Origin of the sequence: Aquamicrobium zhengzhouense, from assembly GCF_016124105.1 — a bacterium.
In the GTDB taxonomy this organism is placed as follows: Bacteria; Pseudomonadota; Alphaproteobacteria; order Rhizobiales; family Rhizobiaceae; genus Aerobium; species Aerobium zhengzhouense.
Map to the genome: position 1 here is coordinate 229621 of NZ_JADGMQ010000001.1, position 22197 is coordinate 251817.

At 58.8% G+C, this 22197-nt stretch carries 22 protein-coding genes, 1 tRNA gene and 1 riboswitch; of the genes, 9 read left to right on the plus strand and 14 right to left on the minus strand.

The window, feature by feature from the left end; translation table 11 throughout:
- Positions 1-196: 196 nt before the first annotated feature.
- From IOD40_RS01040 to folE, 5 genes are all read right to left on the minus strand, one after another.
- A tRNA-Glu gene (locus IOD40_RS01040) sits at positions 197-271 on the minus strand.
- Between the two features lie 96 nt (positions 272-367).
- On the minus strand, positions 368-1378 hold the full coding sequence (locus IOD40_RS01045; protein WP_233713785.1) for a YcbK family protein: 1011 nt from the start codon (positions 1376-1378) through the stop codon (positions 368-370).
- A gap of 487 nt (positions 1379-1865) precedes the next feature.
- A complete protein-coding gene (locus IOD40_RS01050) occupies positions 1866-2834 on the minus strand; it encodes a patatin family protein (RefSeq protein ID WP_407649039.1) in 969 nt (322 codons plus the stop codon).
- Between the two features lie 76 nt (positions 2835-2910).
- On the minus strand, positions 2911-3354 hold the full coding sequence (gene hisI, locus IOD40_RS01055; RefSeq protein ID WP_198473397.1) for a phosphoribosyl-AMP cyclohydrolase: 444 nt from the start codon (positions 3352-3354) through the stop codon (positions 2911-2913).
- Positions 3355-3366: 12 nt separating this feature from the next.
- Complete coding sequence (folE, locus tag IOD40_RS01060) at positions 3367-4002, minus strand: GTP cyclohydrolase I FolE (RefSeq protein ID WP_198473399.1); 636 nt, start codon at positions 4000-4002, stop codon at positions 3367-3369.
- 223 nt (positions 4003-4225) lie between these two features.
- Between folE and IOD40_RS01065 the strand changes: the two genes are divergently transcribed.
- Positions 4226-4672 carry an iron-sulfur cluster assembly scaffold protein gene (locus tag IOD40_RS01065; protein ID WP_198473401.1) on the plus strand — a complete coding sequence of 149 codons (447 nt, stop codon included), beginning with the start codon at positions 4226-4228 and terminating at the stop codon, positions 4670-4672.
- 20 nt (positions 4673-4692) lie between these two features.
- On the opposite strand, the gene IOD40_RS01070 is transcribed toward IOD40_RS01065, so the two are convergent.
- Positions 4693-5730, minus strand: coding sequence for an LLM class flavin-dependent oxidoreductase (locus tag IOD40_RS01070; protein WP_198473403.1), 1038 nt, complete (start codon positions 5728-5730; stop codon positions 4693-4695).
- Between the two features lie 133 nt (positions 5731-5863).
- Here IOD40_RS01070 and yidD point away from each other — a divergent pair, with 133 nt between their 5' ends.
- The 3 genes from yidD (at position 5864) to thrS (ending at position 8632) form a co-directional block, all read left to right on the plus strand.
- Positions 5864-6202 carry a membrane protein insertion efficiency factor YidD gene (gene yidD, locus IOD40_RS01075; protein WP_198473405.1) on the plus strand — a complete coding sequence of 113 codons (339 nt, stop codon included), beginning with the start codon at positions 5864-5866 and terminating at the stop codon, positions 6200-6202.
- A gap of 108 nt (positions 6203-6310) precedes the next feature.
- On the plus strand, positions 6311-6490 hold the full coding sequence (locus IOD40_RS01080) for a YegP family protein (RefSeq protein ID WP_198473407.1): 180 nt from the start codon (positions 6311-6313) through the stop codon (positions 6488-6490).
- A gap of 162 nt (positions 6491-6652) precedes the next feature.
- The gene (gene thrS, locus IOD40_RS01085) at positions 6653-8632 is read left to right on the plus strand and encodes a threonine--tRNA ligase (RefSeq protein ID WP_198473409.1); all 1980 of its coding nucleotides are present in this window, start codon (positions 6653-6655) and stop codon (positions 8630-8632) included.
- A 27-nt stretch (positions 8633-8659) separates the two neighbouring features.
- On the opposite strand, the gene IOD40_RS01090 is transcribed toward thrS, so the two are convergent.
- A complete protein-coding gene (locus tag IOD40_RS01090) occupies positions 8660-9616 on the minus strand; it encodes a hypothetical protein (protein ID WP_198473411.1) in 957 nt (318 codons plus the stop codon).
- 106 nt (positions 9617-9722) lie between these two features.
- Here IOD40_RS01090 and IOD40_RS01095 point away from each other — a divergent pair, with 106 nt between their 5' ends.
- The 4 genes from IOD40_RS01095 (at position 9723) to IOD40_RS01110 (ending at position 12266) form a co-directional block, all read left to right on the plus strand.
- Complete coding sequence (locus IOD40_RS01095; RefSeq protein WP_198473413.1) at positions 9723-10307, plus strand: nitroreductase family protein; 585 nt, start codon at positions 9723-9725, stop codon at positions 10305-10307.
- Positions 10308-10309: 2 nt separating this feature from the next.
- Entirely contained in the window at positions 10310-10915 is a 606-nt protein-coding gene (locus IOD40_RS01100) for a flavin reductase family protein (RefSeq protein WP_198473415.1), read from the plus strand.
- Between the two features lie 288 nt (positions 10916-11203).
- A complete protein-coding gene (gene rnk, locus IOD40_RS01105) occupies positions 11204-11599 on the plus strand; it encodes a nucleoside diphosphate kinase regulator (RefSeq protein WP_198473417.1) in 396 nt (131 codons plus the stop codon).
- A 160-nt stretch (positions 11600-11759) separates the two neighbouring features.
- Positions 11760-12266, plus strand: a complete 507-nt coding sequence (locus IOD40_RS01110) for a GreA/GreB family elongation factor (RefSeq protein WP_198473419.1) — start codon at positions 11760-11762, stop codon at positions 12264-12266.
- Position 12267: 1 nt separating this feature from the next.
- Here IOD40_RS01110 and IOD40_RS01115 read toward each other — a convergent pair whose 3' ends face one another.
- Together IOD40_RS01115 and IOD40_RS01120 are read right to left on the minus strand one after the other, a co-directional pair.
- On the minus strand, positions 12268-13137 hold the full coding sequence (locus IOD40_RS01115) for an HpcH/HpaI aldolase/citrate lyase family protein (protein WP_198473421.1): 870 nt from the start codon (positions 13135-13137) through the stop codon (positions 12268-12270).
- On the minus strand, positions 13137-13589 hold the full coding sequence (locus IOD40_RS01120; RefSeq protein WP_198473423.1) for a MaoC family dehydratase: 453 nt from the start codon (positions 13587-13589) through the stop codon (positions 13137-13139). Before IOD40_RS01120 ends, IOD40_RS01115 begins: the two co-directional genes overlap by 1 nt.
- A 126-nt stretch (positions 13590-13715) precedes the next feature.
- Between IOD40_RS01120 and IOD40_RS01125 the strand changes: the two genes are divergently transcribed.
- Positions 13716-14858 (plus strand): DUF2336 domain-containing protein, encoded by a 1143-nt coding sequence (locus IOD40_RS01125; protein WP_198473425.1) that lies wholly within the window; start codon positions 13716-13718, stop codon positions 14856-14858.
- Positions 14859-14879: 21 nt separating this feature from the next.
- Here the strand turns inward: IOD40_RS01125 and parE are convergent, their stop codons facing one another.
- The 5 genes from parE to IOD40_RS01150 all read right to left on the minus strand — a co-directional run bounded on the left by parE (position 14880) and on the right by IOD40_RS01150 (position 22117).
- On the minus strand, positions 14880-16934 hold the full coding sequence (gene parE, locus IOD40_RS01130; protein WP_198473426.1) for a DNA topoisomerase IV subunit B: 2055 nt from the start codon (positions 16932-16934) through the stop codon (positions 14880-14882).
- A gap of 194 nt (positions 16935-17128) precedes the next feature.
- Entirely contained in the window at positions 17129-19912 is a 2784-nt protein-coding gene (gcvP, locus tag IOD40_RS01135) for an aminomethyl-transferring glycine dehydrogenase (RefSeq protein WP_198473428.1), read from the minus strand.
- A gap of 9 nt (positions 19913-19921) precedes the next feature.
- Positions 19922-20290: a glycine cleavage system protein GcvH gene (gene gcvH, locus IOD40_RS01140; RefSeq protein ID WP_198473430.1), complete on the minus strand. Its 369-nt coding sequence runs from the start codon at positions 20288-20290 to the stop codon at positions 19922-19924.
- 5 nt (positions 20291-20295) lie between these two features.
- On the minus strand, positions 20296-21405 hold the full coding sequence (gene gcvT / locus IOD40_RS01145; protein ID WP_198473432.1) for a glycine cleavage system aminomethyltransferase GcvT: 1110 nt from the start codon (positions 21403-21405) through the stop codon (positions 20296-20298).
- Positions 21406-21566: 161 nt separating this feature from the next.
- Positions 21567-21652: riboswitch (glycine riboswitch) on the minus strand.
- 84 nt (positions 21653-21736) lie between these two features.
- The gene (locus tag IOD40_RS01150; protein WP_325099639.1) at positions 21737-22117 is read right to left on the minus strand and encodes a helix-turn-helix domain-containing protein; all 381 of its coding nucleotides are present in this window, start codon (positions 22115-22117) and stop codon (positions 21737-21739) included.
- Between the last annotated feature and the right edge of the window lie 80 nt (positions 22118-22197).

A 22197-nucleotide genomic window follows, 5' to 3' on the forward strand; every position in this document is an offset into this window, starting at 1 on the left:
ACAAAGTGAAGTTCAACGACTCGATGAATCGTGCTGCTGCATGGCTATTTCCGGCCAGTCAGTAAGCAGGTTTTTGGGAAGGTGAATTTGCCGCCGTAGCTGCTCGCGTTGGCGGACGCGACGCGCGTTTCTGTCTGCCGGTCAAGCGACCTGACCGGAATTTACTGAACGATAACAATGGACTGGAGAAAGAAACTGGTACGCCCAAGGGGAATCGAACCCCTGTCTGCGCCGTGAAAGGGCGCTGTCCTAACCGCTAGACGATGGGCGCTGGTCAGTTACGAGGAGGCTTATATGAGGCATCTTACGGGAGTGCAAGCCCCATATTCACGGAAATGCGAACTTATTCACATTCCCGCGAAAAAAATCATTTGCGGCGACGGCAGCGCCAGTTCCAGTCGCGCTCAGGGCCGACATCGATGTGCACAGCGTCGGTGTGGCAGTAGGTGCCAACCCCACCGCGACCGGGCATTGAGCGAGCAAAAGCAGCAAGTTGCGCCTTGCTGACGCCCTGAACCTTCACATCAGCTGCCGCGCAATACATGTGCAGCGAGTTCTTCGCTCCACGTGCTCGCGCGTTGCGCGTCGGGTTTCGATAACCTGAAGTGACGATGACCTTGCGACCGAAATGATTCTCGATCGCCTTCAGTGTGCGAACGAGAGAAGGCTTCAGGCATGCGACGTCGACATGGTCTGTTTGGCGCATCAGCCCGTTAGGCGCGAGACGTGCGAGACCGGCAGCAGAAGCAACCTGGACCGGAACGTCCTCACCCTCGTAAACGTCGATATCGTCGCTCTCCTCCACGCCTGCCCGCCGCGAGATTTCATAAAGCGAGTTCGTGCGGACACCGGGGAGGGCAGCTTGGGATGCGCTGGCGGATACAGCGCCATTAGAAGAGCCATTCGCCGAAAGCTGAACGATGGGACGCGTTGGTTTCGGCGTCGGCGCGGCCACAGGAACGGTTTCCTGATTGGCTGGCTGCGCGGAGGCTTGCGGGATGATTGGCTGCGCGGGCTTTGGCTGAGTCTGGTTGCCAAACAGGGTTGCAAACAGACCGCGTTTTTTCGGTGCTTCATTAACAGCTGCGTATGCTGTCGCCGCGGCAGGAGCATCAACCTGCGGGCGCGGTACCGGGACTGCGCTGGTTCCGCTGTCTTGCGGAACAGAAGCAGCCGGAATCGGCGCGCTCGGCGCTGCAGGCGGCTGCGCCGAGAGGGCTGCAGTCACAGCTGGTGCTTGAGGCTGCTCGGCTGCAAATGCCTGCCGCTGTTGTTGCAACGCTTCTGCCTGTTGCTGAAGAGTGGTCTCTTGCAATTGCGAAACCTGAGCGGCTTCACCTTCCTGAAGCGGGCGGACACCGGGGGCAGACGCAACCATCTCAGGCAGTACCGGGTCATCCTCATTCTGTACGAATGGAGGCGTCGCGGATGGAGAAGCTTCGGAATTGTCTACGCTTAAAGAGGCGAGGGGTTGGCTAGCGTTAGCTTGCAACGATGCCGAAGTCGGCGAGAACCCCATGAATTCGTCCGACCCGCTCGTGCTACACGAGGCCAGAAGGACTGACGCCAGCGTCGTTAATACAACGCGCCTTCCGGCGCGTACGAAGCGCGTGTCGCCAACTTTCAAACCGTACCCCTTCCAGGAACTGCGCGTGCCGAAAAAAAACACGGCCCTAAAGCTGAACCAGCTCAGATTTGCGATATCCCCATCCCAGCACAGACGTACCGAATCGTGAGCAGTTCCGCAACCAAAACGGCTAAGAGCGAAATGAGGCGGGAACATGGTCGGAGGCAATGAACCACGAAGCCTGTACGAGGCTTAACCGCATTACGTTTCGGCAGAAACGTTGTTTAACCCTGTTAAATCAAGCAAGAACCGCTTGGAGTCGATCCAGCTCAGCAAGCTGGTTTCTTGTGGTCTCATAGCCGATTCTTATGGCTTCATCGGCTCGATGGAACTCGGTGAGACCGATATGTCCAAGCTTGGGAAGGAGCGATAGATCCGGCGGATCACCGGCCATTCGTGCTCGAGAAATGCGATCCTGGATGATGTTGAAGGCTTCAACCATGACCCCGGTTATGCCGAGCCGGGTCTCGTTGTCGTTGCGGTGCTGCTCGAGCGACGCTTTGTCCTTCACCGGAGCAGCTGGCACATCGCCCGCATTGTGCTTGATGATGGCTGCACGGCCGAAGAGGTCGTAGTGGAGGTTCACCGCAACCACCAGCTGTTGCTCATACGCCCGACAAACGGATACCGGAACGGGATTAACCAGCGCGCCGTCGACCAGAACGCGACCATTGCAGAGCACAGGCTCGAAGACTCCGGGAAGGGCGTAAGAAGCTCGCATTGCGGTTATAAGCGAGCCGCTCGACAGCCAAACTTCATGACCAGTTCGAATCTCCGTGGCCACGCATACGAAAGGTTTCGCCAGGTCGGAGAAGGTGACGTCAGCCAGATGTTCCTGCATCCTCGCCGTCAGCTTCATCCCGCCAAACAGCCCGTTCCCACGCAGTCGAATATCGAGCAGATTGAAGATGCGCCGTTTGGTCAGCGACCTTGCGAAATCTTCAAGTTCATCCAGCTTGCCTGCGAGATAGCAGCCACCTACGAGGGCTCCGATCGATGTGCCGGCGATCATGCCGATCTCGATGCCTGCTTCATCCAAAGCGCGAAGCACGCCAATGTGTGCCCAGCCACGAGCGGCACCACCGCCCAAGGCAAGAGCTATCGGAGACTTCAGTGGCGCGGGCTGAGGGGCTTCTTGCGGGGCAGCAAGTGAAACGCCGCTCCCGTCATCTGGTTGAGTACGTAGGGAAGCCCATTGAAGCATCATGATCACTCCGTCCCCTGTCACTATTCATATAGTGCAGGTGGTATCGAAATGATAAATTGTAAGCTTCTTCGGCGCGTCAGCTTCCGTATACACCCTTTGGATCAAATCGGGCTGCATCGCCATCATCCGATAGCTTTGCGCTGCCATCTTCGGCAGTTACGATCCTGTAGAAGCAGGACCGACGCCCGGTATGGCAGGTCGCATCATAACCGGACACTTTGACCTTCATCCAGACCGCGTCCTGGTCGCAATCGGTACGCATTTCGATGACATGCTGAAGGTTACCTGAGCTTTCCCCCTTTTTCCAAAGCGTCTTGCGGGACCGCGACCAATAGTGCGCGATCCCCGTTTCAAGCGTCTTTGAAAGAGCCTCGGAATTCATGTGAGCGACCATCAGCAGAGTTCCATCCGTCGCATCGGTAACGACGGCTGTTACGAGGCCGTCGCGGTCGAAACGTGGCGAGAACTCCGCACCTTCTTCAAGAAGTGCCTTGTCGCTCGAAGGTGCGGGAAATTGCATGCGAAATCCGAATCAGCGGCTCGAACCGGCGCGCAACATCATCATGAAGCGTGCCTGCTCTTGAGGATCGTCCTGGAACGCTCCGGTGAAGGTAGAGGTCAGAGTGGTGGAGCCCTGCTTGCGGATTCCGCGCATCGCCATGCACATATGCTCGGCCTCGATCATGACAGCAACACCACGAGGATTGAGCACATCCTGGATAACGCCAGCGATTTGCGCAGTCATGGCTTCCTGCGTCTGCAGGCGGTGCGCATAAATATCGACCACACGGGCGATCTTCGACAGCCCAACGACCTTGCCGTCCGGCAGGTATCCGACGTGGGCGCGACCGATGATCGGCACCATATGGTGTTCGCAGTGCGAGTGAAACTGGATGTCCCGGATCAGGACGAGGTCGTTATAACCTTCGACCTCTTCGAAGGTCCGGCCAAGCTCGTCTGCCGGATCCTGCGAGTAGCCGGCGAACATCTCGCGATAGGCCTTGGCGACACGCTTCGGCGTGTCGAGCAATCCCTCGCGCTCCGGGTCGTCCCCTGTCCAGCGCAGCAGCGTACGCACGGCTGCTTCAACTTCCGCCTGAGTGGGGGCGGGCTCGGCTTGTCTGATGTTGTCCGCGCGGGGCGGGAAGTTCTTGACGATGGCATCCATGAAGGTGTCTCCCGTAGTCCCTTTCGGGGAAGGGACGAGTTAACGGACCACAGCCATTCACGGGGAACATCCACATCCCGGGAAGCGGCGTGCATTCCATATCCGAGCTCCCAGCAGCGCTTGTCGCTCGTGACGTCCGGCCATTATATATGCAGGTGAGAAGCGATTTGGAAGACGCAGGAATGGTAAACTGTTCGTCTTCCGGAACATGAGGGCGTGAGCCATGATTGACGACGTCTACAACGCGAAAATCCTTGGTTATGCAGGGAATATCAGCCGCATAGGGCGTCTCGACGCACCAGATGCGTCGGCTACTGCACATTCAAAGCTCTGTGGTTCAACCGTGACCGTGGACATTCGTATGGATGACGACGTCATCACCGACTTTGCCCATGACGTGAAGGCCTGTGCTCTTGGCCAGGCCTCGTCATCAATAATGGCGCAGCAGATCATCGGAGCGACAGCCGCTGAGCTTCGCGAAGTTCGCGCAACGATGCTGAAGATGCTGAAAGAAAATGGTGCGCCGCCGGCGGGTCGGTTTGGCGAACTGAAATATCTCGAGCCGGTGCGTGACTATAAGGCGCGCCATGCTTCCACCATGCTCACATTTGATGCGGTGGTGGATGCGATCGAGCAGGTAGAAAAGAAGCGTGCAGGGGAGGCGGCCTGAACCTCCTCCCCATTAATCGACTAATCCTTGGCAAGAATATCCTTCACCATCGGCATGACCCGCGTGCCATAAAGTTCGATGCTTTTCATGAGTGTCTCATGGGGCATCGGACCCGACGCGTATTTGAGGTCAAACCGTTTGATCCCTAGCGTTTTGATCGTGTTCGCGATCTTCTTCGCAACTGTCTCGGGAGATCCGACGTAAAGCGAGCCCATATCGGTTTCCATCCGCATGCGCTCTTTCGTTGTCCGGCCCCAGCCTCGCTCCCCGCCGATCCGGTTTTGCAAAGCCTCGTATCCAGGCCACAGGTCCTCAAAGGCCTGCTCGTCGGTCTCGCCGACATGGCCGGGAGAGTGAACGCCCAGAGGCTGGACCTCACCACCCAGTTGATCAACCGCGCGGTGATACAGGTCGATAAAGGGCAGGAAGCGCTTTGGCTCACCGCCGATAATCGCCAGCATCATCGGCAGCCCATAATTGACCGCGCGGACAACCGATTCAGGGCTGCCGCCGACGCCAACCCACGTCTTCAAGGTGCCGTTCTCGATAGGCGGGTAGATCATCTGGTTCTGCAGCGGCGGTCGAACTGTGCCTTGCCAACTTACCGGGCCGCCCTTCAGCAGTCCGGCAAACAGATCCAGCTTTTCGGAGAATAGCGTCTCGTAGTCGTTGAGCGCATAGCCGAAGAGCGGGAAAGACTCTGTGAAAGACCCACGCCCCAGAATGACCTCAGCCCGACCATTGGAGATCGCGTCGACCGTCGAGAAGCGTTGAAATACCCGCACCGGCTCGTCCGAACTCAAAACCGTGACGGCCGAGCCGAGGCGAATCCGTTCCGTCCGCGCGGCAATTGCCGCCAGGACCACTTCCGGTGCGGAAATTGCGAAATCGTCGCGATGGTGTTCGCCAAGCCCGATGAAATCGATGCCAACCTGGTCGGCAAGGATCCCCTGTTCAACCACGTCGCGCAGCACCTGAGCCTGGTGTTTCAACCTGCCCCCTTCGCCAGTAGTGACGTCGCCGAACGTATCGAGGCCGAGTTCAATATCATCGATCATGGCTGTTCCTTCCTGCCGCTGTCCCGCGCGGCATGGCATTTCGTTGCGTTAGCACTCAGATATATGAATATCCCGGCCGTTCAATTTTGCGTAGTTGAACGGAGTGTCACCCAAGTGTGGACTTGAAGCATCGATGCAGGATCATGAGCGGACCATTCGGCGGAGCCGGAATTGGCAGGGACCGTGGCGCAGAACACCGGGCCGGTTGCTTGGAACCGGCTTGGTGCGGCTTTACCAGCTGACCTTATCGGGGTTCGTAGGTAATTCGTGCAGGCATTTTCCGACCTGTTCGGAATATGCCTACGAGGCCATCGCTCGACATGGCCTGTGGAGCGGGGGCTTCATGGGCCTGTTCCGCGTCTTGCGCTGTGGTCCGGGCGGTACTCACGGGGTCGATCTGGTGCCCGAGAAGCTGGAGCCTCGTTATGTCTGGTTCTTGCCGTGGCGTTACTGGACGATCTCGCGAAAATAGCAGGACTCAATCTGTGTATGCTGTGTAGCATCTTGTTCTTGCCACTTGACGCGCGCTAGGTGAGGGCGGCAACCTTCCTTCGATTAATACCGGTGAAGAGAGGGCTTCATGCACAAGTTCGAAATCTACAAGGACAAGGCTGGCGAATTCCGCGTTCGGTTCAAGTACAACAGCGAAATCATGTTCTCGACCGAGGGCTATAAATCAAAAGCGAGCGCGCAGAACGCGATCGACTCAATCAAGAAGAATGGGCCTGAAGCTCCTGTCGAAGACATCAGCGTCGCCTGAATTTTACCAAGCCTGTGACTTGAAGGGCCCGCGTCGCCAGAGCGCGGGCCCTTTACCTTTCGGGAAGCCGCGATTATGTCTGCCCGCCGTGGCAGCCGACGACGTGCGCCACGATCAATGTTGAGGCCACCCGCGTTCGTAGGCGGGACTGGATAGGAGAATATGATGGCTTCCGTTTCCCTTACATTTCCCGATGGATCCGTGCGCGAATACGACGCCGCGACGACTGGCGCCGCGCTCGCAGAATCCATCTCCAAGTCGCTTGCCAAGAAGGCAGTCGCCTACGTGGTTGACGGCACTTTGCGCGACCTTTCAGACCCTATTGGCGCATCCGGTGCCGTCGAGATCGTAACGCGTGATGATCCGCGTGCGATCGAACTGATCCGTCATGACGCAGCGCACGTCCTCGCAGAGGCAGTCCAGGAGCTTTGGCCGGGTACCCAGGTCACGATCGGCCCCGTGATCGAGAACGGCTTCTATTACGACTTTGCGCGCGACGAGCCGTTTACGCCGGATGACTTTCCAGTCATCGAGAAGAAGATGCGCGAGATCATCCAGCGCAACAAGCCGTTCACCAAAGAGATCTGGTCGCGTGAAAAGGCCAAGCAGGTGTTCGCTGAGAAGGGTGAAGCCTACAAGGTCGAACTCGTTGATGCGATCCCTGAGGGGCAAGACCTGAAGATCTACTATCAGGGCGACTGGTTCGATCTTTGCCGTGGTCCGCACATGGCCTCCACCGGGCAGATCGGTAACGCCATCAAGCTCATGAAGGTGGCTGGCGCCTACTGGCGGGGTGACTCCAACAACCCGATGCTGACTCGTATTTACGGGACGGCCTGGGCCACGCAGGAACAACTCGACCAGTACCTTCACATGCTGGAAGAAGCCGAGAAGCGCGACCACCGTCGCCTCGGTCGCGAGATGGACCTCTTCCATTTCCAGGAGGAAGGTCCGGGCGTGGTTTTTTGGCACGCCAAGGGCTGGAAAATGTTCCAGACTCTGGTCTCCTACATGCGCCGGCGGCTTGATGATGACTACCAGGAGGTCAACGCACCTCAGGTATTGGACCACGGCCTCTGGGAGACGTCCGGTCACTGGGGCTGGTACAAGGAAAACATGTTTGCCGTGCAGTCGGCCGGTGAAGACGCGGAAGACAAGCGCGTCTTTGCTTTGAAGCCGATGAACTGCCCCGGTCACGTTCAGATCTTCAAGCATGGCCTGAAGTCATATCGCGAACTTCCCATCCGCATGGCCGAGTTTGGTGTTGTCCATCGTTACGAGCCATCCGGTGCTTTGCATGGCCTCATGCGCGTGCGCGGCTTCACACAGGACGACGCTCACATCTTCTGCACCGAAGAGCAGCTCGCGGAAGAATGCCTGAAGATCAACGATCTCATCCTCTCAGTTTACGAGGATTTCGGCTTCAACGAGATCGTCGTCAAGCTCTCGACGCGCCCTGAGAAGCGTGTCGGTTCGGACGAGAACTGGGATCACGCCGAGGCGATCATGACCCGTGTGCTCGAGCAGATCGAGCAGCAGTCAGGTGGCCGGATCAAGACCGAGATCTTCCCGGGTGAGGGCGCTTTCTACGGGCCGAAGTTCGAATACACGTTGCGCGACGCCATTGGTCGCGAGTGGCAGTGCGGCACGACGCAGGTCGATTTCAACCTGCCGGAGCGTTTTGGTGCTTTCTATATCGGCGCTGACTCCGAGAAGAAGCAACCGGTGATGATCCATCGCGCCATCTGCGGTTCGATGGAGCGTTTCCTCGGCATTCTGATCGAGAATTTTTCCGGTCACTTCCCGCTATGGCTGGCACCGCTGCAGGTTGTCGTGGCGACGATTACCTCAGACGCTGATGATTACGCCCGGTCCGTCGCAGCGAAACTGAAGGCCGCGGGACTTTCCGCGGAGGTGGATCTGCGCAACGAGAAGATCAATTACAAGGTCCGCGAGCATTCGCTGGCGAAGGTTCCGGTCATTCTCGTATGTGGCCGTCGCGAGGCTGAGGAGGGCACCGTCAACGTGCGTCGTTTCGGCTCGCGCGATCAGCAGTCAATGACCTTCGATGAAGCTCTTGCCCAGCTTATCGATGAAGCGACACCACCAGACGTCAAGCGCGCCCGCGAGGCTGTTGTCTGATTAAAATAGCGCTCCGGCGGACTGGGATTACTCAGCCGCCGGATCCGCTGCCGCTTCGGACACCAGGACCTCAACGTCCTGGTTCCGACCAGCCTCAACGGTAAAATCGCGCTGGTAAATCTTGTCGCGGTTCTTCGCGACGACGGCATAGTCACCCTCTGCCAGAACCAGCGATGAGAAGGCGCCCACGCTTTCTCGCACGATATCGCCGGCGTCCGACAAGACGACCCACGACGTGTCGGCAATCGCTTCGCCACCCTTTTCGCGTACAAGCTTCAATGTCACTTCCGCAGCGCGATGCTCAACCGTTGCTTCGGTGAGCTTGCCCGCCTCGACGATAATGTCGGAGCGGATCACGGCATTCACATCGCCGTAGGTAGACACGACGTGGTAGGTCCCTGCCTTGAGGCGTACGACCGTATTCGGCTTCACTTGAGGCGCGATGAGGGCGCGATCACCGTTGGCGTCCGGGTCTGCTTCATAGACGGAGAAGCTCAATTTGCCCGTAGGGATGCGCATTCCCCCGGCGAGGATGGCGTCAAGCTTCATGCCGCCAGCGTCCAGCACGACCGTTTCCGTCTTGGGATCATCTCCCACCGTAATTCGCTTGGTCGCACCAGCGCGTCCGAAGGAGGCGTGGACGAGATAGCTACCGGGCTCGAGATGGAAGACACTCGAACCGCCCTGCGCCGAGGCAATCAAGGGCAGTTTCCCATCTGATCCGACAACGGGACTGAATACCCGCCAGACAATTCCTCTGGAGATTTCGCTGCCATCTTCAGTCATCAGGGCGGTGAGCTTCAGTTCGCCGATACCTGTTTGCGCGAGCGGTAGGTTTGTCGAGGGCGGCGCGTAGGTGGACAGTCCGGGCAGGCGCAGGCCATCGATCGCGCCGTCTGGCGCGGTGTCCTGCGCAAGTGCTGGCATCGTCGCAAACAGTGCGATCGCGCCGGCGAGTGTGAACAGTCTGGAAACCCCTCTCATGGCTTGCTTTGAATCGTATGCGAGTGGCAATTTCAAGGCATTTGACGCATCTCCAGATAAGGTTAAGGCGATAAGACCCCGTCGACCTAGCTACGAAAGGAAAAAATTGTCCACGAGTGTCATCGAGTTCTTGCTGAACCGAAGTTCGGCTCCGATCGCGGAACTGAAGGAGCCAGCGCCGTCGGGAGACGAAATCAAAACGATCCTGACAGCCGCATCGCGTGTGCCGGATCACGGACGACTTGCGCCATGGCGCTTCATTATCTACCGCGGCGATGCACGGATCCAGGTTGGGGAGAAACTCCTTGAACTTGCCGTGCAGCGCGAGCCGGACCTTAGCGAAGCGCGGCAGCAGCAAGAGCGCAGCCGGTTTTCGCGCGCACCGCTGGTAATCGGGGTTGTCTCGGTTCCACGCGAGCACCCAAAGGTGCCGCAATGGGAAATGCTGCTCTCCGGCGGCGCGGCAGCGATGAAGCTGTGCCTTGCGGCGAACGCGCTGGGTTATTCAACAAACTGGATCACCAACTGGTACTCGGATGACGCCGAAGGTCGCCGCATTCTGGGCCTCGCTCCTGAAGAGCGGGTTGTCGGTTTCATTCACATCGGGACGTATGAGGGAGAGAAGCCGCAGCGTCGTCGGCCTGACATCGACACCATCGTCACCGAGTATTCAGGTCCACATGAGGATTGAGCATGTTCTATGAACCAGCCAAGGGCCACGGCCTTCCCCACGACCCGTTCAAGGCGCTGGTCTCGCCGCGCCCCATCGGCTGGATCTCGACCCAAAGCAACAGCGGCGTGCTGAACCTTGCGCCTTATTCGTTCTTCAACGCTATTGGCACCAATCCGCATATGGTCGTGTTCTGCTCCGAAGGGCCCAAGGATAGCTATCGCAATGCAGAGGAGACGGGGGAGTTCGTCGCCAATATTGTGACGAGCGATCTGATCGAGCAGATGAATGCCTCATCGGTCGACGCGCCGGCGGGCGTTTCAGAGTTCGAGTATGCGGGACTGACACCAGAGCCGTCGCGCCTTGTAAAACCGCCCCGCGTACGTGAGGCGCACGCGGCTCTCGAATGTAGGGTCACCGAAATTCATCGTCCTAAAGCGCTCGATGGCAGCCTGACGGATCGATTGATGGTCTATGGTGAAGTTGTGGGAGTGTACATAGCGGACGATGCTTTGGTCGATGGAATGTTCGACGTCGTCAAGGCTGGGAATGTCTCCCGGCTCGGCTACTTAGACTTTTCGACCGTTACTCAAGTATTTCAGCGAACTCGCCCACGCTGGGAAGGGTGATGCGGCAGGATTTGTAAGGTAAGGGTTGACTTCTTGTGCGTTTGAACCAACCTTAGCAATATGAACACGCGCAAGCACACTCGTCTTTTTCGACCGTTTCCGATCGCGGAATAGCGGCCCCGGCTCGGCAAAAAGTCCCCGAGTCCGGGGAGCGTGCACACCTTCTCAGCGATATAGCATCCAGTTTTTGAGTGCCCGGTTACCGGGGTTTGGAATGCGCAGTTATGCGCGGCTGTCGTCCGGGATTCGCGTGAAAAGAATGAATTCCCACCACTGAAAGTGAACAAAATGGCTAAACCGAAGATTGTTATCGGAAAGTCTGACCACTCAAGGCTGACACAGCTTGCGAACGGTTTGCTTGAGCGCAAGCCCGAGGTCGCTGATCTGCTGCTGAACGAACTGGAACGCGCACGCGTCGCTGAAGATAAGAACGTTCCTGCGCATGTGATCCGCATGGGATCTAGGGTGACCTACAAGACCGCCGAGGGGCAGGAGCGTACAGTCACACTCGTTTTCCCCGGAGACGCTGATATTGAAAAGGGCTGGATTTCCATCCTCACCCCTATCGGTACAGCGCTCCTTGGTCTCGCAGTCGATCAGAGCATCGACTTCACGACCAATGATGGGCGCCAGCACCGGTTGAACGTCGTCGCTGTCGATCAGGTGTCGGAACCAGCTGCCTGAACTCAGGCGTAGCAAAGCGCGAACGAGCGGTATCTGCTCGTTCGCTGCCATAGGATGTATAGTTCTCTGCGAGGCTCAATCGCATGCGCCTACCTGATGCGGATAGATCGAGGCGCTCGTCCAAATTGACTTGAGCCTGGGGCTAATGCGGGAGGCGGAAATGACGGTGGGATCTGTTGTTCGTCTATCGACGGACGACCATCGATTGCTCGAAAAGATCAGCCAGAGTGAAGATCACCCCAGCGGTAATTACGCTCTCATTCTCAATAAAAAGCTGGCGGCTTCGGAGATAGTTTCGCCGCAGAACATGCCAGATGATGTGGTCGTGACCGGATGCCGGGTCGTGTATTCGATCAATGGCGAGCGCAAGGGGCCGATGATGCTCTCTCCGCAGCACGACGCGTTTTCGGTTTACTCGCTGCACGGACTGGCGTTGCTCGGCCGCAGGGTCGGCGAAGCCGTGGAAGTGCAGACCGAGACGGGGACGATAGAGCGCCTTGTGATCGAGCACGTCTTCAGTGCGGTGAAGACACCGTGCGCGAGTTCCGCAGTCCGCAGTGGTGATACTTCGGCAAATGTTATTCCGATCCAATTCGGGCGACGTGCGGTTCAGCCGGTCGTCAGCCAGGGCGGAGATGACGACGATCCGGGTCCAAGCGCAGCCTGAGTTATCGCTCGATGAGCGCAGTCCTGGCGAGCACCCGCTGGGCGCGCTTGAAGTGAGGTAGATCGTACATTCGGCCGTCGATTGCGATGACGCCGGGATTTCCTTCGTTCTCAAACGCACCGACCACCCGGCGCGCTTCGCTCACCTGGTCGGGTGACGGCGTAAACACCTCATTGATGATCGGGACCTGGGCAGGATGAATTGCCATACGCGCGGTGAAACCATCACGCGCACTGCTGACGCAATCCTTCAGGAAACCAGCTTCGTCGCGGAAGTCGGGATAGACCGTATCGATTGCCGGAAGCGCCGCTGCCGAGGCAGCGAGGATCGTGTTAACGCGAGCCAGGCGGAAAACTTCCGTATAGCTCCCGTCCTCAAGCCTGGTTGAAGAGGCACCTATCTCGGCAGACAGGTCTTCAGCGCCCCATGTGAGTCCCGCCAATCGGCTTTCGCCGCGGCCGTAGGTGGCGGCATTGAGTACGCCGAGTGGCGTTTCGGTTATGATTGGGATGATCTGCGTGCTGCTATCCGGCATCCCATTCTCGGCCTCATGCACCCGAAGCTTAGCGGACAGTCTGCAAACATCATCGATGTGGTTCGACTTGGGGAGCATGATCCCATCAGGAGCCGCCTCCATGATCGACCGAAGATCATCGTCGATGAGGCCTGTAGAAAGGTCATTTACCCGGACATAGATCGTGGCTCGTTCCTTAGCGTGCGGGATGAATGAGCTCGCCAGCGCTCTTGCGCTTTCCTTGTTCTCGGCGCCAACCGAATCTTCCAGATCAATGATCAGAACGTCAGCGTCGGAAGTCAGCGCCTTTTGAAGCTTTCGTTTCGAGTCGGCGGGGACGAAGAGGAGTGAACGCATCAGGTCGGTCTCTTGTAGATCATGGTCTGCCGCAGGCAGCGGGCGACCAGAATGTTATTCTGATTGTAGGCTCGATGCTCCATTTCCACGATACCGCGATCCGGCTTTGATTTCGATGCTCGCACCCCTTTGATTTCAGTCTCCACGCGGATTGTGTCTCCGTGGAAAAGTGGGTGCGGAAACGACGTTTCCGTCATGCCAAGGTTAGCGACAATGGTCCCGAGGGTCGTGTCATGTACAGAGATGCCGATCATCAGTCCTAGGGTGAAGAGGGAATTGACCAATGGCCGTCCCCACTCGCTTCTGGACGCATAGTCAAAATCAATATGGAGCGGCTGCGGGTTCATCGTCATCATCGAGAACAGCATGTTGTCGCTCTCGGTGATTGTCCGGGTCACCTGATGCCGAATGACGTGACCAACTTCAAATTCTTCAAGATAAAGTCCCGTCATCGCGCTTCTCCTTTGTGAAAGGCAACCAGTGATAGCGTTGATGCCAGCTTAACAACTATGGTGAACCCTTCGTAAACCATTTTCGACTTAGCGTGCAGCGGGTTTGAGTGGTGTGGGCTGGCTGGAATGGTCGTCAGGAAATTTCTCCATTGGCTGAACAGCGCGCCCGTTGCAGAGCGGGCTGCAGCGGCAACTGCACTCGCACGGGCGTTCGTGGAGCGTGAACTGCCATTCGAAGATCGATGTGCCGCGGAAGCTGCAATGACCTTACTTCTTGATGATCCTTCGCCGAAGGTGCGGGCAGCATTATCAGAGACGTTGTCGATGAGCAGAAACGCGCCGCACCATATCGTGGCAGCTCTCGCATCAGATCAGCCGGAAATCGCCCAATTCGTTCTGGTTCGCTCACCCCAATTGTCGGATATGGATCTTGTCGACCTTGTCGCAACTTCCGGTGGGCGGTTGCAGGCGTTGATTGCCAGCCGGCCGATCGTCTCTGCAAGCATTGCAGCCGCGATCGCTGAGGTTGGGGAGGTGGATGCGTGTATTGCACTTCTCAAGAATGACGGCGCGCATATTGCGGCGGTATCATTCAGGCGCATTGCGGAAAGGCATGGAACACATGCCGGGCTACGCGAGGTGTTGCTCGCCGATCCGCGCCTACCTGGTGATTGCAGGCACATGCTCCTTCTGCGGGTCAGCGAGGCTCTGCAGAGCTCTCCCTTCGTTATTGCGTTGATGGGGAAGGCGCGGGCAGGGCAGGTAGCACGTGAGGCCTGCACTCGCGGTGCACTGCTTTTGGCGGAGCACACCGACCCGCAAGAGCGTACCGCCCTGATCGAGCATCTGCGTTTGCGAGGTGAGCTGACGCCAGGTTTTCTCGTTCGCGCGGTGGCGCATGGAAAGATCGATTTTGTCGGATCGGTGATGATCCAATTGACTGGCGCGTCAGAGCGCCAGGTCCGCGCGCTTCTGGCCTCAGGGCGCGATGTGGCGGTGATCTCCCTATTCCGCAGGTGTGGCCTCACCGACGATTATGCGGGTGTCATCCTGCACGCCCTCAAGGTTTGGCGGGAGGTGGCTAACGAGGAATGTGTAGCAGGTCCGCAGGAAGTCAGCTGGATGATGCTCAAACACTTGAATGCCGCGCCGGGGCAGGCCGGGCCCACGGAAGCTGACCGCGAACTCGCATCGCTGATCAAGCGCATCCATCTCGAGGTCTTGCGCGACAACGCTCGAACTCACGCGATGGCGATCGCCGCTGCCTGAGTGGACGGCTCCCAGTTCCGGTCAGATATCCAGTTCTTCGACGAACTCCGCACGCTCCTGAATGAAACGGAAGCGTAGCTCGGGCTTCGTGCCCATCAGTGCGTCGACCGACGCTTTAGTGGCGTCCGCATCGTCATGGATCTCGACGCGGAGCAGGGTCCGCTTGCCCTTGTCCATCGTCGTCTCCTTAAGCTGGCTGGCCATCATTTCGCCTAGACCCTTAAAGCGACCGATTTCGATCTTGCCGCGCCCGGTGAATTCGGTGCGCAGCAACTCATCCTTATGGGCATCGTCTCGTGCGTAGGCGACCTTCCCACCTTGGCTGATCCGATACAGGGGTGGAACAGCCAGGTAGAGATGGCCGTTTCGTATCAGCTGCGGCATCTCCTGATAGAAGAAGGTGATAAGGAGGGTCGCGATATGAGCACCATCGACGTCCGCGTCAGTCATGATGATGATGCGGTCGTAACGGAGATCTTCCTCGCGATACCTCGAGCGCGTGCCGCAGCCGAGCGCCTGAACGAGATCTGTGATCTGCTGGCTGCTGGCAAGCTTGTCGGCGCCAGCGCTCGCGACGTTCAGGATTTTGCCGCGCAGCGGTAGGACGGCCTGACTCGCGCGATTGCGCGCCTGCTTCGCCGAGCCACCAGCCGAGTCACCCTCCACGATAAAGAGTTCCGCGCCTTGAGCGGCTGTTTGGGTGCAATCGGCCAGCTTGCCCGGCAGGCGAAGTTTGCGCACCGCAGACTTGCGGCTGACTTCTTTTTCCTGACGTCGCTTCAGGCGCTCATCTGCGCGCGCGATCACCCAATCTAGGAGCTTTGAGGATTCCTGCGGGTTGGCAGCGAGCCAGTGGTCAAACGCATCACGAATTGCGCTGTCTACGATCCGCTGGGCTTCTACGGTCGCAAGACGATCCTTCGTTTGCCCGACAAATTCCGGCTCACGAATGAAGACAGAAAGCATTCCAGCAGCCGAGATCATCACGTCATCGCCGGTAACGATCGCAGCACGTTTGTTGCCGATGAGTTCGCCATAGGCCTTCAAGCCACGAAGAAGAACGCTTCGGAATCCGAGTTCGTGAGTTCCGCCATCGGGAGTCGGGATGGTGTTACAGTATGACTGGACGAAGCCGTCGCCGCCGAACCAGGAGACTGCCCATTCGACAGCGCCGTGACCACCCTGCTTTTCGGTCTTGCCGGAAAAAATCTCTCGGGTGACCTGGAAGTCCGAGCCGAGCGATGCCGCCAGATAATCCTTCAATCCACCCGGGAAGTGGAAGACGGCCTTGGTGGGCGTGTCGTCCTTGCCACTGATCAGTTCTGGTGCGCAGCTCCACCTTATTTCTACGCCGCCGAACAGATACGCCTTCGAGCGCGCCATCTTGAACAGCCGCGCCGGCTCGAACTTTACGTCCTTGCCAAAAATCTGCGGATCGGGGTGAAAACGAACTCGTGTGCCACGCCGATTATGAACGTCGCCGAGGTTTTCGAGCCCGCCCTGCGGCAGCCCGCGGGAAAAGCGTTGGCGAAACAGCTTCCGGCCGCGCGCAACTTCGACCTCAAGCAAGTCGGAAAGCGCGTTGACAACTGACACGCCGACGCCATGAAGGCCGCCGGACGTTTCATAGACCTTGGAATCAAATTTCCCGCCGGCGTGGAGCGTCGTCATAATGACTTCTAGCGCCGACTTATCCTTGTACTTCGGGTGCGGATCTACCGGGATACCGCGTCCGTTATCCGTGACGGACAGGAAGCCTTCAGCGTCGAGCTCAACCTCGATGAAAGTCGCGTGGCCAGCCACCGCCTCGTCCATCGAGTTGTCGATGACTTCTGCAAAAAGGTGGTGCAGCGCCTTCTCGTCTGTACCGCCAATGTACATGCCTGGACGGCGGCGTACGGGCTCAAGGCCCTCGAGAACCTCAATGTCGGCTGCATTGTAGCTCTCCTCACCACTGCGTGGTGCGGGAGCAACAGCTGGCGTCGCCGGGCGGCTCGCTGCCGCAGCCGGTTCTGCAGGCTTTGCTGCTGGCTGTTGCGGCGTGGAGATGCTGGCGAAAAGGTCTTGATCGTCCATGAAAACCTGACGTGGGTAAGCTGCGAATCACGAACGATATTGGCATGCTTCCTATTGGAAGGCGAAGCGAGTTCTTGTTCCGTTCGAGTGAAGGAGCTCGTTTATCCAGATAATAGAGGCGAGAATCCGGCGAGAGCGGAGCATTGTGTGCCGCAATGAAAAGGGGCGCCAGGTTTCCCGGGCGCCCCACCGTGTCAGCTTGCCAGCGCTTCAACCGGCGGGCAGGCGCAAACGAGGTTTCGGTCGCCGCCGACATTGTCCACCCGCGAAACGGGAGGCCAATATTTTGCAGCGAAGTCCGATTGGCCAGCCGGGAAGGCTGCTGCCTGACGCGAGTAGGGGTGCTTCCACTCGTCTGCCATTACTTCAACTGCAGTGTGTGGCGCGTTGACGAGCGGATTGTCGTCCTTCGGCCAGGTGCCATCGGCAACCTTGGCGGCCTCCTGGGCTATTCCGATCATTGCGTCGCAGAAGCGGTCCAGCTCATGCTTGGGCTCGCTCTCCGTCGGCTCAACCATCAGGGTTCCCGCCACCGGCCAGGACATGGTCGGAGCGTGGAAGCCGTAGTCGATCAGACGCTTGGCAATGTCCTCGACGCCGATGCCGGCTGTGTCTTTCAAGACGCGTGTGTCGAGGATGCACTCGTGGGCGACCCTGCCATTACGACCAGTATAGAGGACCGGATAATGGCCCTTCAGGCGCTCGGCGATGTAGTTTGCCGACAAGATCGCAGTCTCGGTCGCACGCTTCAGTCCGGAAGCTCCCATCATCCGGATGTACATCCAGGTGATCGGAAGGATCGAGGCAGAACCATATGGAGCGGCTGAGACCGCATTGTCGGTTCCTAGAGCGACATGCCCGGGGACGAACGGTGCTAGGTGCGACTTGACGCCGATCGGGCCAACGCCGGGACCGCCACCGCCGTGCGGGATGCAGAAGGTCTTGTGCAGGTTCATGTGGCAGACGTCGGCACCCAAATCTCCGGGGCGAGCCAGCCCGACCATCGCGTTGAGGTTTGCGCCATCGAGGTAAACTTGACCTCCATGTTCATGCACGAGGGCGCACATGTCACGTACACCTTCCTCGAACACACCGTGCGTTGAGGGGTAGGTGATCATAAGGGCCGCGAGACGATCCGAATACTGCGCAGCCTTGGCTTTCAGGTCCTCGACATCAATGTCACCGGCATCCGTACATTTGACGATGACGACGCCCATGCCTGCCATTGCCGCACTGGCGGGGTTGGTGCCATGTGCAGATGACGGAATGAGGCAAACGTCGCGTCCAGCGTCTCCGCGCGACAGATGATAGCGTCGGATTGCAAGGAGGCCTGCATACTCGCCCTGGCTGCCTGCATTCGGCTGCAGAGAAACTGCGTCGAAGCCGGTAATTTCCGCCAGCCAGCTTTCAAGTTCGTCGGTCATCGCCTTGTAGCCCGCGGCGTGTTCTGCCGGAGCCATTGGGTGAAGCCCGCCGACAGAGTGCCAGCTGATCGGCATCATTTCTGCGGCAGCGTTCAGCTTCATTGTGCACGAGCCGAGCGGGATCATGGCACGGTCCAGCGCCAGATCCTTGTCCGCCAAGCGGCGAAGCAGGCGCATCATTTCCGTCTCCGAGCGATGTTCGTGGAACATCGGCTGCGTCAGGAACTCCGCACCTCGTGCCTCGCCGGGAGCCGTTGAGGGGGCTTCTTCGGGAACGGTGACTCCAAACAGCGCGGCAATCGTCTCCAGATCCTCATCGGTCGACGTTTCGTCGAAGGCGATGCTGAGGCGGTCTTCATTGATGACGCGCAGCAGCAAGCCTTTGCTTTCCGCCTCTGCGGCAATGGCCTGCGCCTTGCCCGCAGCAGTCACCGTTACCGTGTCGAACAGCGGAGCATCGATACCGAGCGCAGAGGCAAGGCGCGAGGCAAGGCCGTTGACATGGCGGGCGATGTTTTGAAGCCCTTCCGGACCATGCCAGATCGCATAGGCGGTCGCCATGTTTGCCAGTAGCGCCTGGGCCGTGCAGATGTTCGACGTCGCCTTGTCGCGGCGAATGTGCTGCTCCCGCGTCTGGAGGGCCAGACGATAGCCGGGGCGACCATGCGCATCCTCGGACTGACCGACGAGACGACCTGGCATCAGGCGGGTGAGGGCGTCGGACACCGCACAATACGCGGCGTGCGGACCACCGTAGCCCATCGGTACGCCGTAGCGCTGCATAGAGCCGACGGCGATGTCTGCTCCCAGCGAAGCCGGCGAATCGGTGATCGTCAGCGCCAGAGGATCCGCCACGAAGATCACAATCGCGCCAGCGTCGCGTGCCTTGGCAATGGTCTCTGCATGATCGCCATAGACACCGTAAGTATCTGGCCACGGAACGATCAGCGCTGCAGTGTCCGCTCCGATTTCTTCGGCGCCGATATTGATCCCGAGCGGTTCGGCGCGGGTCCTGACAACGTCGAGGGTCTGTGCGTGCAACTCGCCCGCGAGAACCACATCGTTCTTTTTGGAGCGATGATGACGCCATGCGATGCCGATTGCCTCGGCAACGGCAGTCGCCTCGTCGAGCAGAGATGCGGATGCGACCGGCAGGCCGGTCAGCTCGCTCACCAGCGTCTGGAAGTTGAACAGCAGTTCCAGACGTCCCTGGCTTATCTCCGACTGGTAAGGCGTGTAGGCTGTGTACCAGGCCGGATTCTCGAAGAGGTTGCGCTGGATGACGGGCGGCACGTTGACGCCGTGATAGCCTGCGCCGATGAAGCTCTTCAGAACCTTGTTCTGCCCCATCTTCTGCGCAAGTTCGGCAAGCGCTTCAGCTTCTGTAGCCGGTGCGGGAAGATCAAGCGGACGATCAAGGCGGATTGACTTCGGGACCGCCTGGCTGATCAGCGTCTCCAGCGACGGAACGCCGAGTGTTCCGAGCATGGCGCGCAAATCAGCGGCGTTCGGCCCGATATGCCGGTCCGCAAATGCGGAGTGAATTTCTGTCATGACCAGACCCTATCCAATGAGGGCGTTGTAGCCCGCCTCGTCCAGCAGTCCCTCAAGCTGGCTCTCATCGCTGAGCTTCATCTTCCAAAGCCAGCCGTCACCTGTCGCTGCCGAATTGACGAGCGCAGGCTCTGCATTAAGCGCCTCGTTGACCTCGGCGACGTCGCCATCGACTGGCGCGTAAACGTCGGATGCTGCCTTTACCGATTCCACGACAACAGCTGCGTCGCCTTTCGCAAAGGTGCGGCCAACTTCAGGCAGTTCAACGAAGACGAGGTCGCCGAGCTGTTCCTGCGCATAGTTGGTGATGCCAACCGTAGCGACGCCGTTCTCAACGCGAAGCCATTCGTGATCGTCGGTGTAATAAGTCGTTGCCATGACATTTATCCTTTGCGGTAGCGATGCTGCGTGAAGGGAAGAGGATGGACAGACAGCGGGACGCGGGTGCCGCGCACTTCTGCGTAAACGGTGGTTCCGTGGGCGACGAGATCCGTTTCCACGTAGCCCATGGCAACTGGATGACCGACCGATGGTCCAAAACCGCCCGACGTCACTTCGCCAACGGTCCTGCCGTCGGCATTGATAAGAGCGGTGCCACCACGGACAGGCTGACGGCCTTCTGGCTTGAGACCAACGCGGGCGTGCTGCGGACCGGCGGCAATTGCGGCGCGCAGGGCATCCGCGCCGTTAAAGGTCCCGCTTTCGCGCAGAGATTTGGCGATCGCCCACATCAAACCGGCGTCCACCGGGTTCGTTGATGCGGAGATGTCGTTGCCGTGCAGGCAAAGCCCGGCCTCAAGGCGCAGGCTGTCGCGAGCTGCGAGGCCGATCCACTCGACATCTTCGTGCGCAAGGAGCTTTTCGATGAAGTCTTTTGCTTCTTCGAGCGGTATCGCGACCTCGAAGCCATCTTCGCCGGTATAGCCCGAGCGGCTGGCGAACCAGTTTTCGCGCGGCTCGATGCCCTGCATGAAGCTGAGCGAGGATAGATCCAGTCCGGCTGACAGCAGCGCGCCTTCGGCCGATGGGCCCTGCAGCGCGACGAGGACACGGTCGAGAGGTTCGACGGTTGCGTCTAAGCCGGACGCCGCCTTGGTCAGCGTATCAATGTCCTGCGCGGCATTTCCCGCATTGGCGACCACGACATAGCGGTTTTCCCCAAGGCGCGTGACGATGATGTCGTCATCGATACCTGCCTCATCGTTGAGCAGGAACGTGTATTTCGACCGACCAAGACTGATCGTTTCGGGAGCAAGCGGGCAGGCGCGTGCGATTGCATCGGCGGCCTGCGGTCCCGAAACCACGATCAGCTTCATGTGCGAGATGTCGAAAAGCCCGGCCTTCTCTCTGGTGTGAAGATGCTCCTTCAGCACGCCGAGCGGGTAAGTCAGCGGCATGTTCCAGCCGGCAAATGCGCCGAAACGGGCCTTGGCGGCCTCGTGAAACTCATGCAGCGGCAGGGTTTTCAGATTGCCGGAATTGGTGGCGTCCAAATCATTCCTCCAGACAAGCACTAACGAACTGCATGATTGCAGCACGTTCGCGCCCCTCTGTCGGAAGCCTGAGAGACTCGGCCCGCCGGAACTCTGTCGGCAAAGACCTTACACCTTCGGCGCGGGAGACCGTTCGATCGTCCCGACTTTCCAGAGTGTCCTGTCCAGCGGCGGTTCTTTTGCCTGAGAGATTTCGGGCGATTTCCCCTTCGGCGGCAGCTGTGCTGCTCTCTCCCGCAAGCCGGTGGGTCATACAACCCGGACGACTATTGTGTAGCGGATGCCGAGACCTTTGTCATCCCCGGCAACAGCTACAATTATTTGTATTAAATCAGGAGGCTGCGCGAGTAATGTCGCGTTCAAGCCGGCCGATCAAGTCTGCTGTCTGGCGATGCAGTCGCTTGAGTTGATCGAGTTGCTGTGAAAGCTGCGGCACGAACTCCGTGCGCTTTTCGGTTGCAGGGCCTTTACCGATTCCATGGAGCAGCCAGGGAAGGCTGACATTCAGAACGCCAGCGACCATGGAAAGCCGGTTTCCGCGCGGCTGATCTCGGTCGCGTTCCCACGCTTCGAGCGTGTTTTCTTGTACGCCAATGCGGCGGGCAAGTTGTGGTGCGGACATGCGGGCATTTTCTCTGGCTCGCGAAAGCCGGCCGCCAAGCGTGTCATCATCGGGGAGTTCGGAGTAGATCGTCGTCGTGGTGTCGGGCACCCGCCCACCTCCATTTCTAGTGGAAAATTCCGCCCCCTAAATGTGGGCAATGAATGTGCAAGCATAGGGGGCGAGCCTCA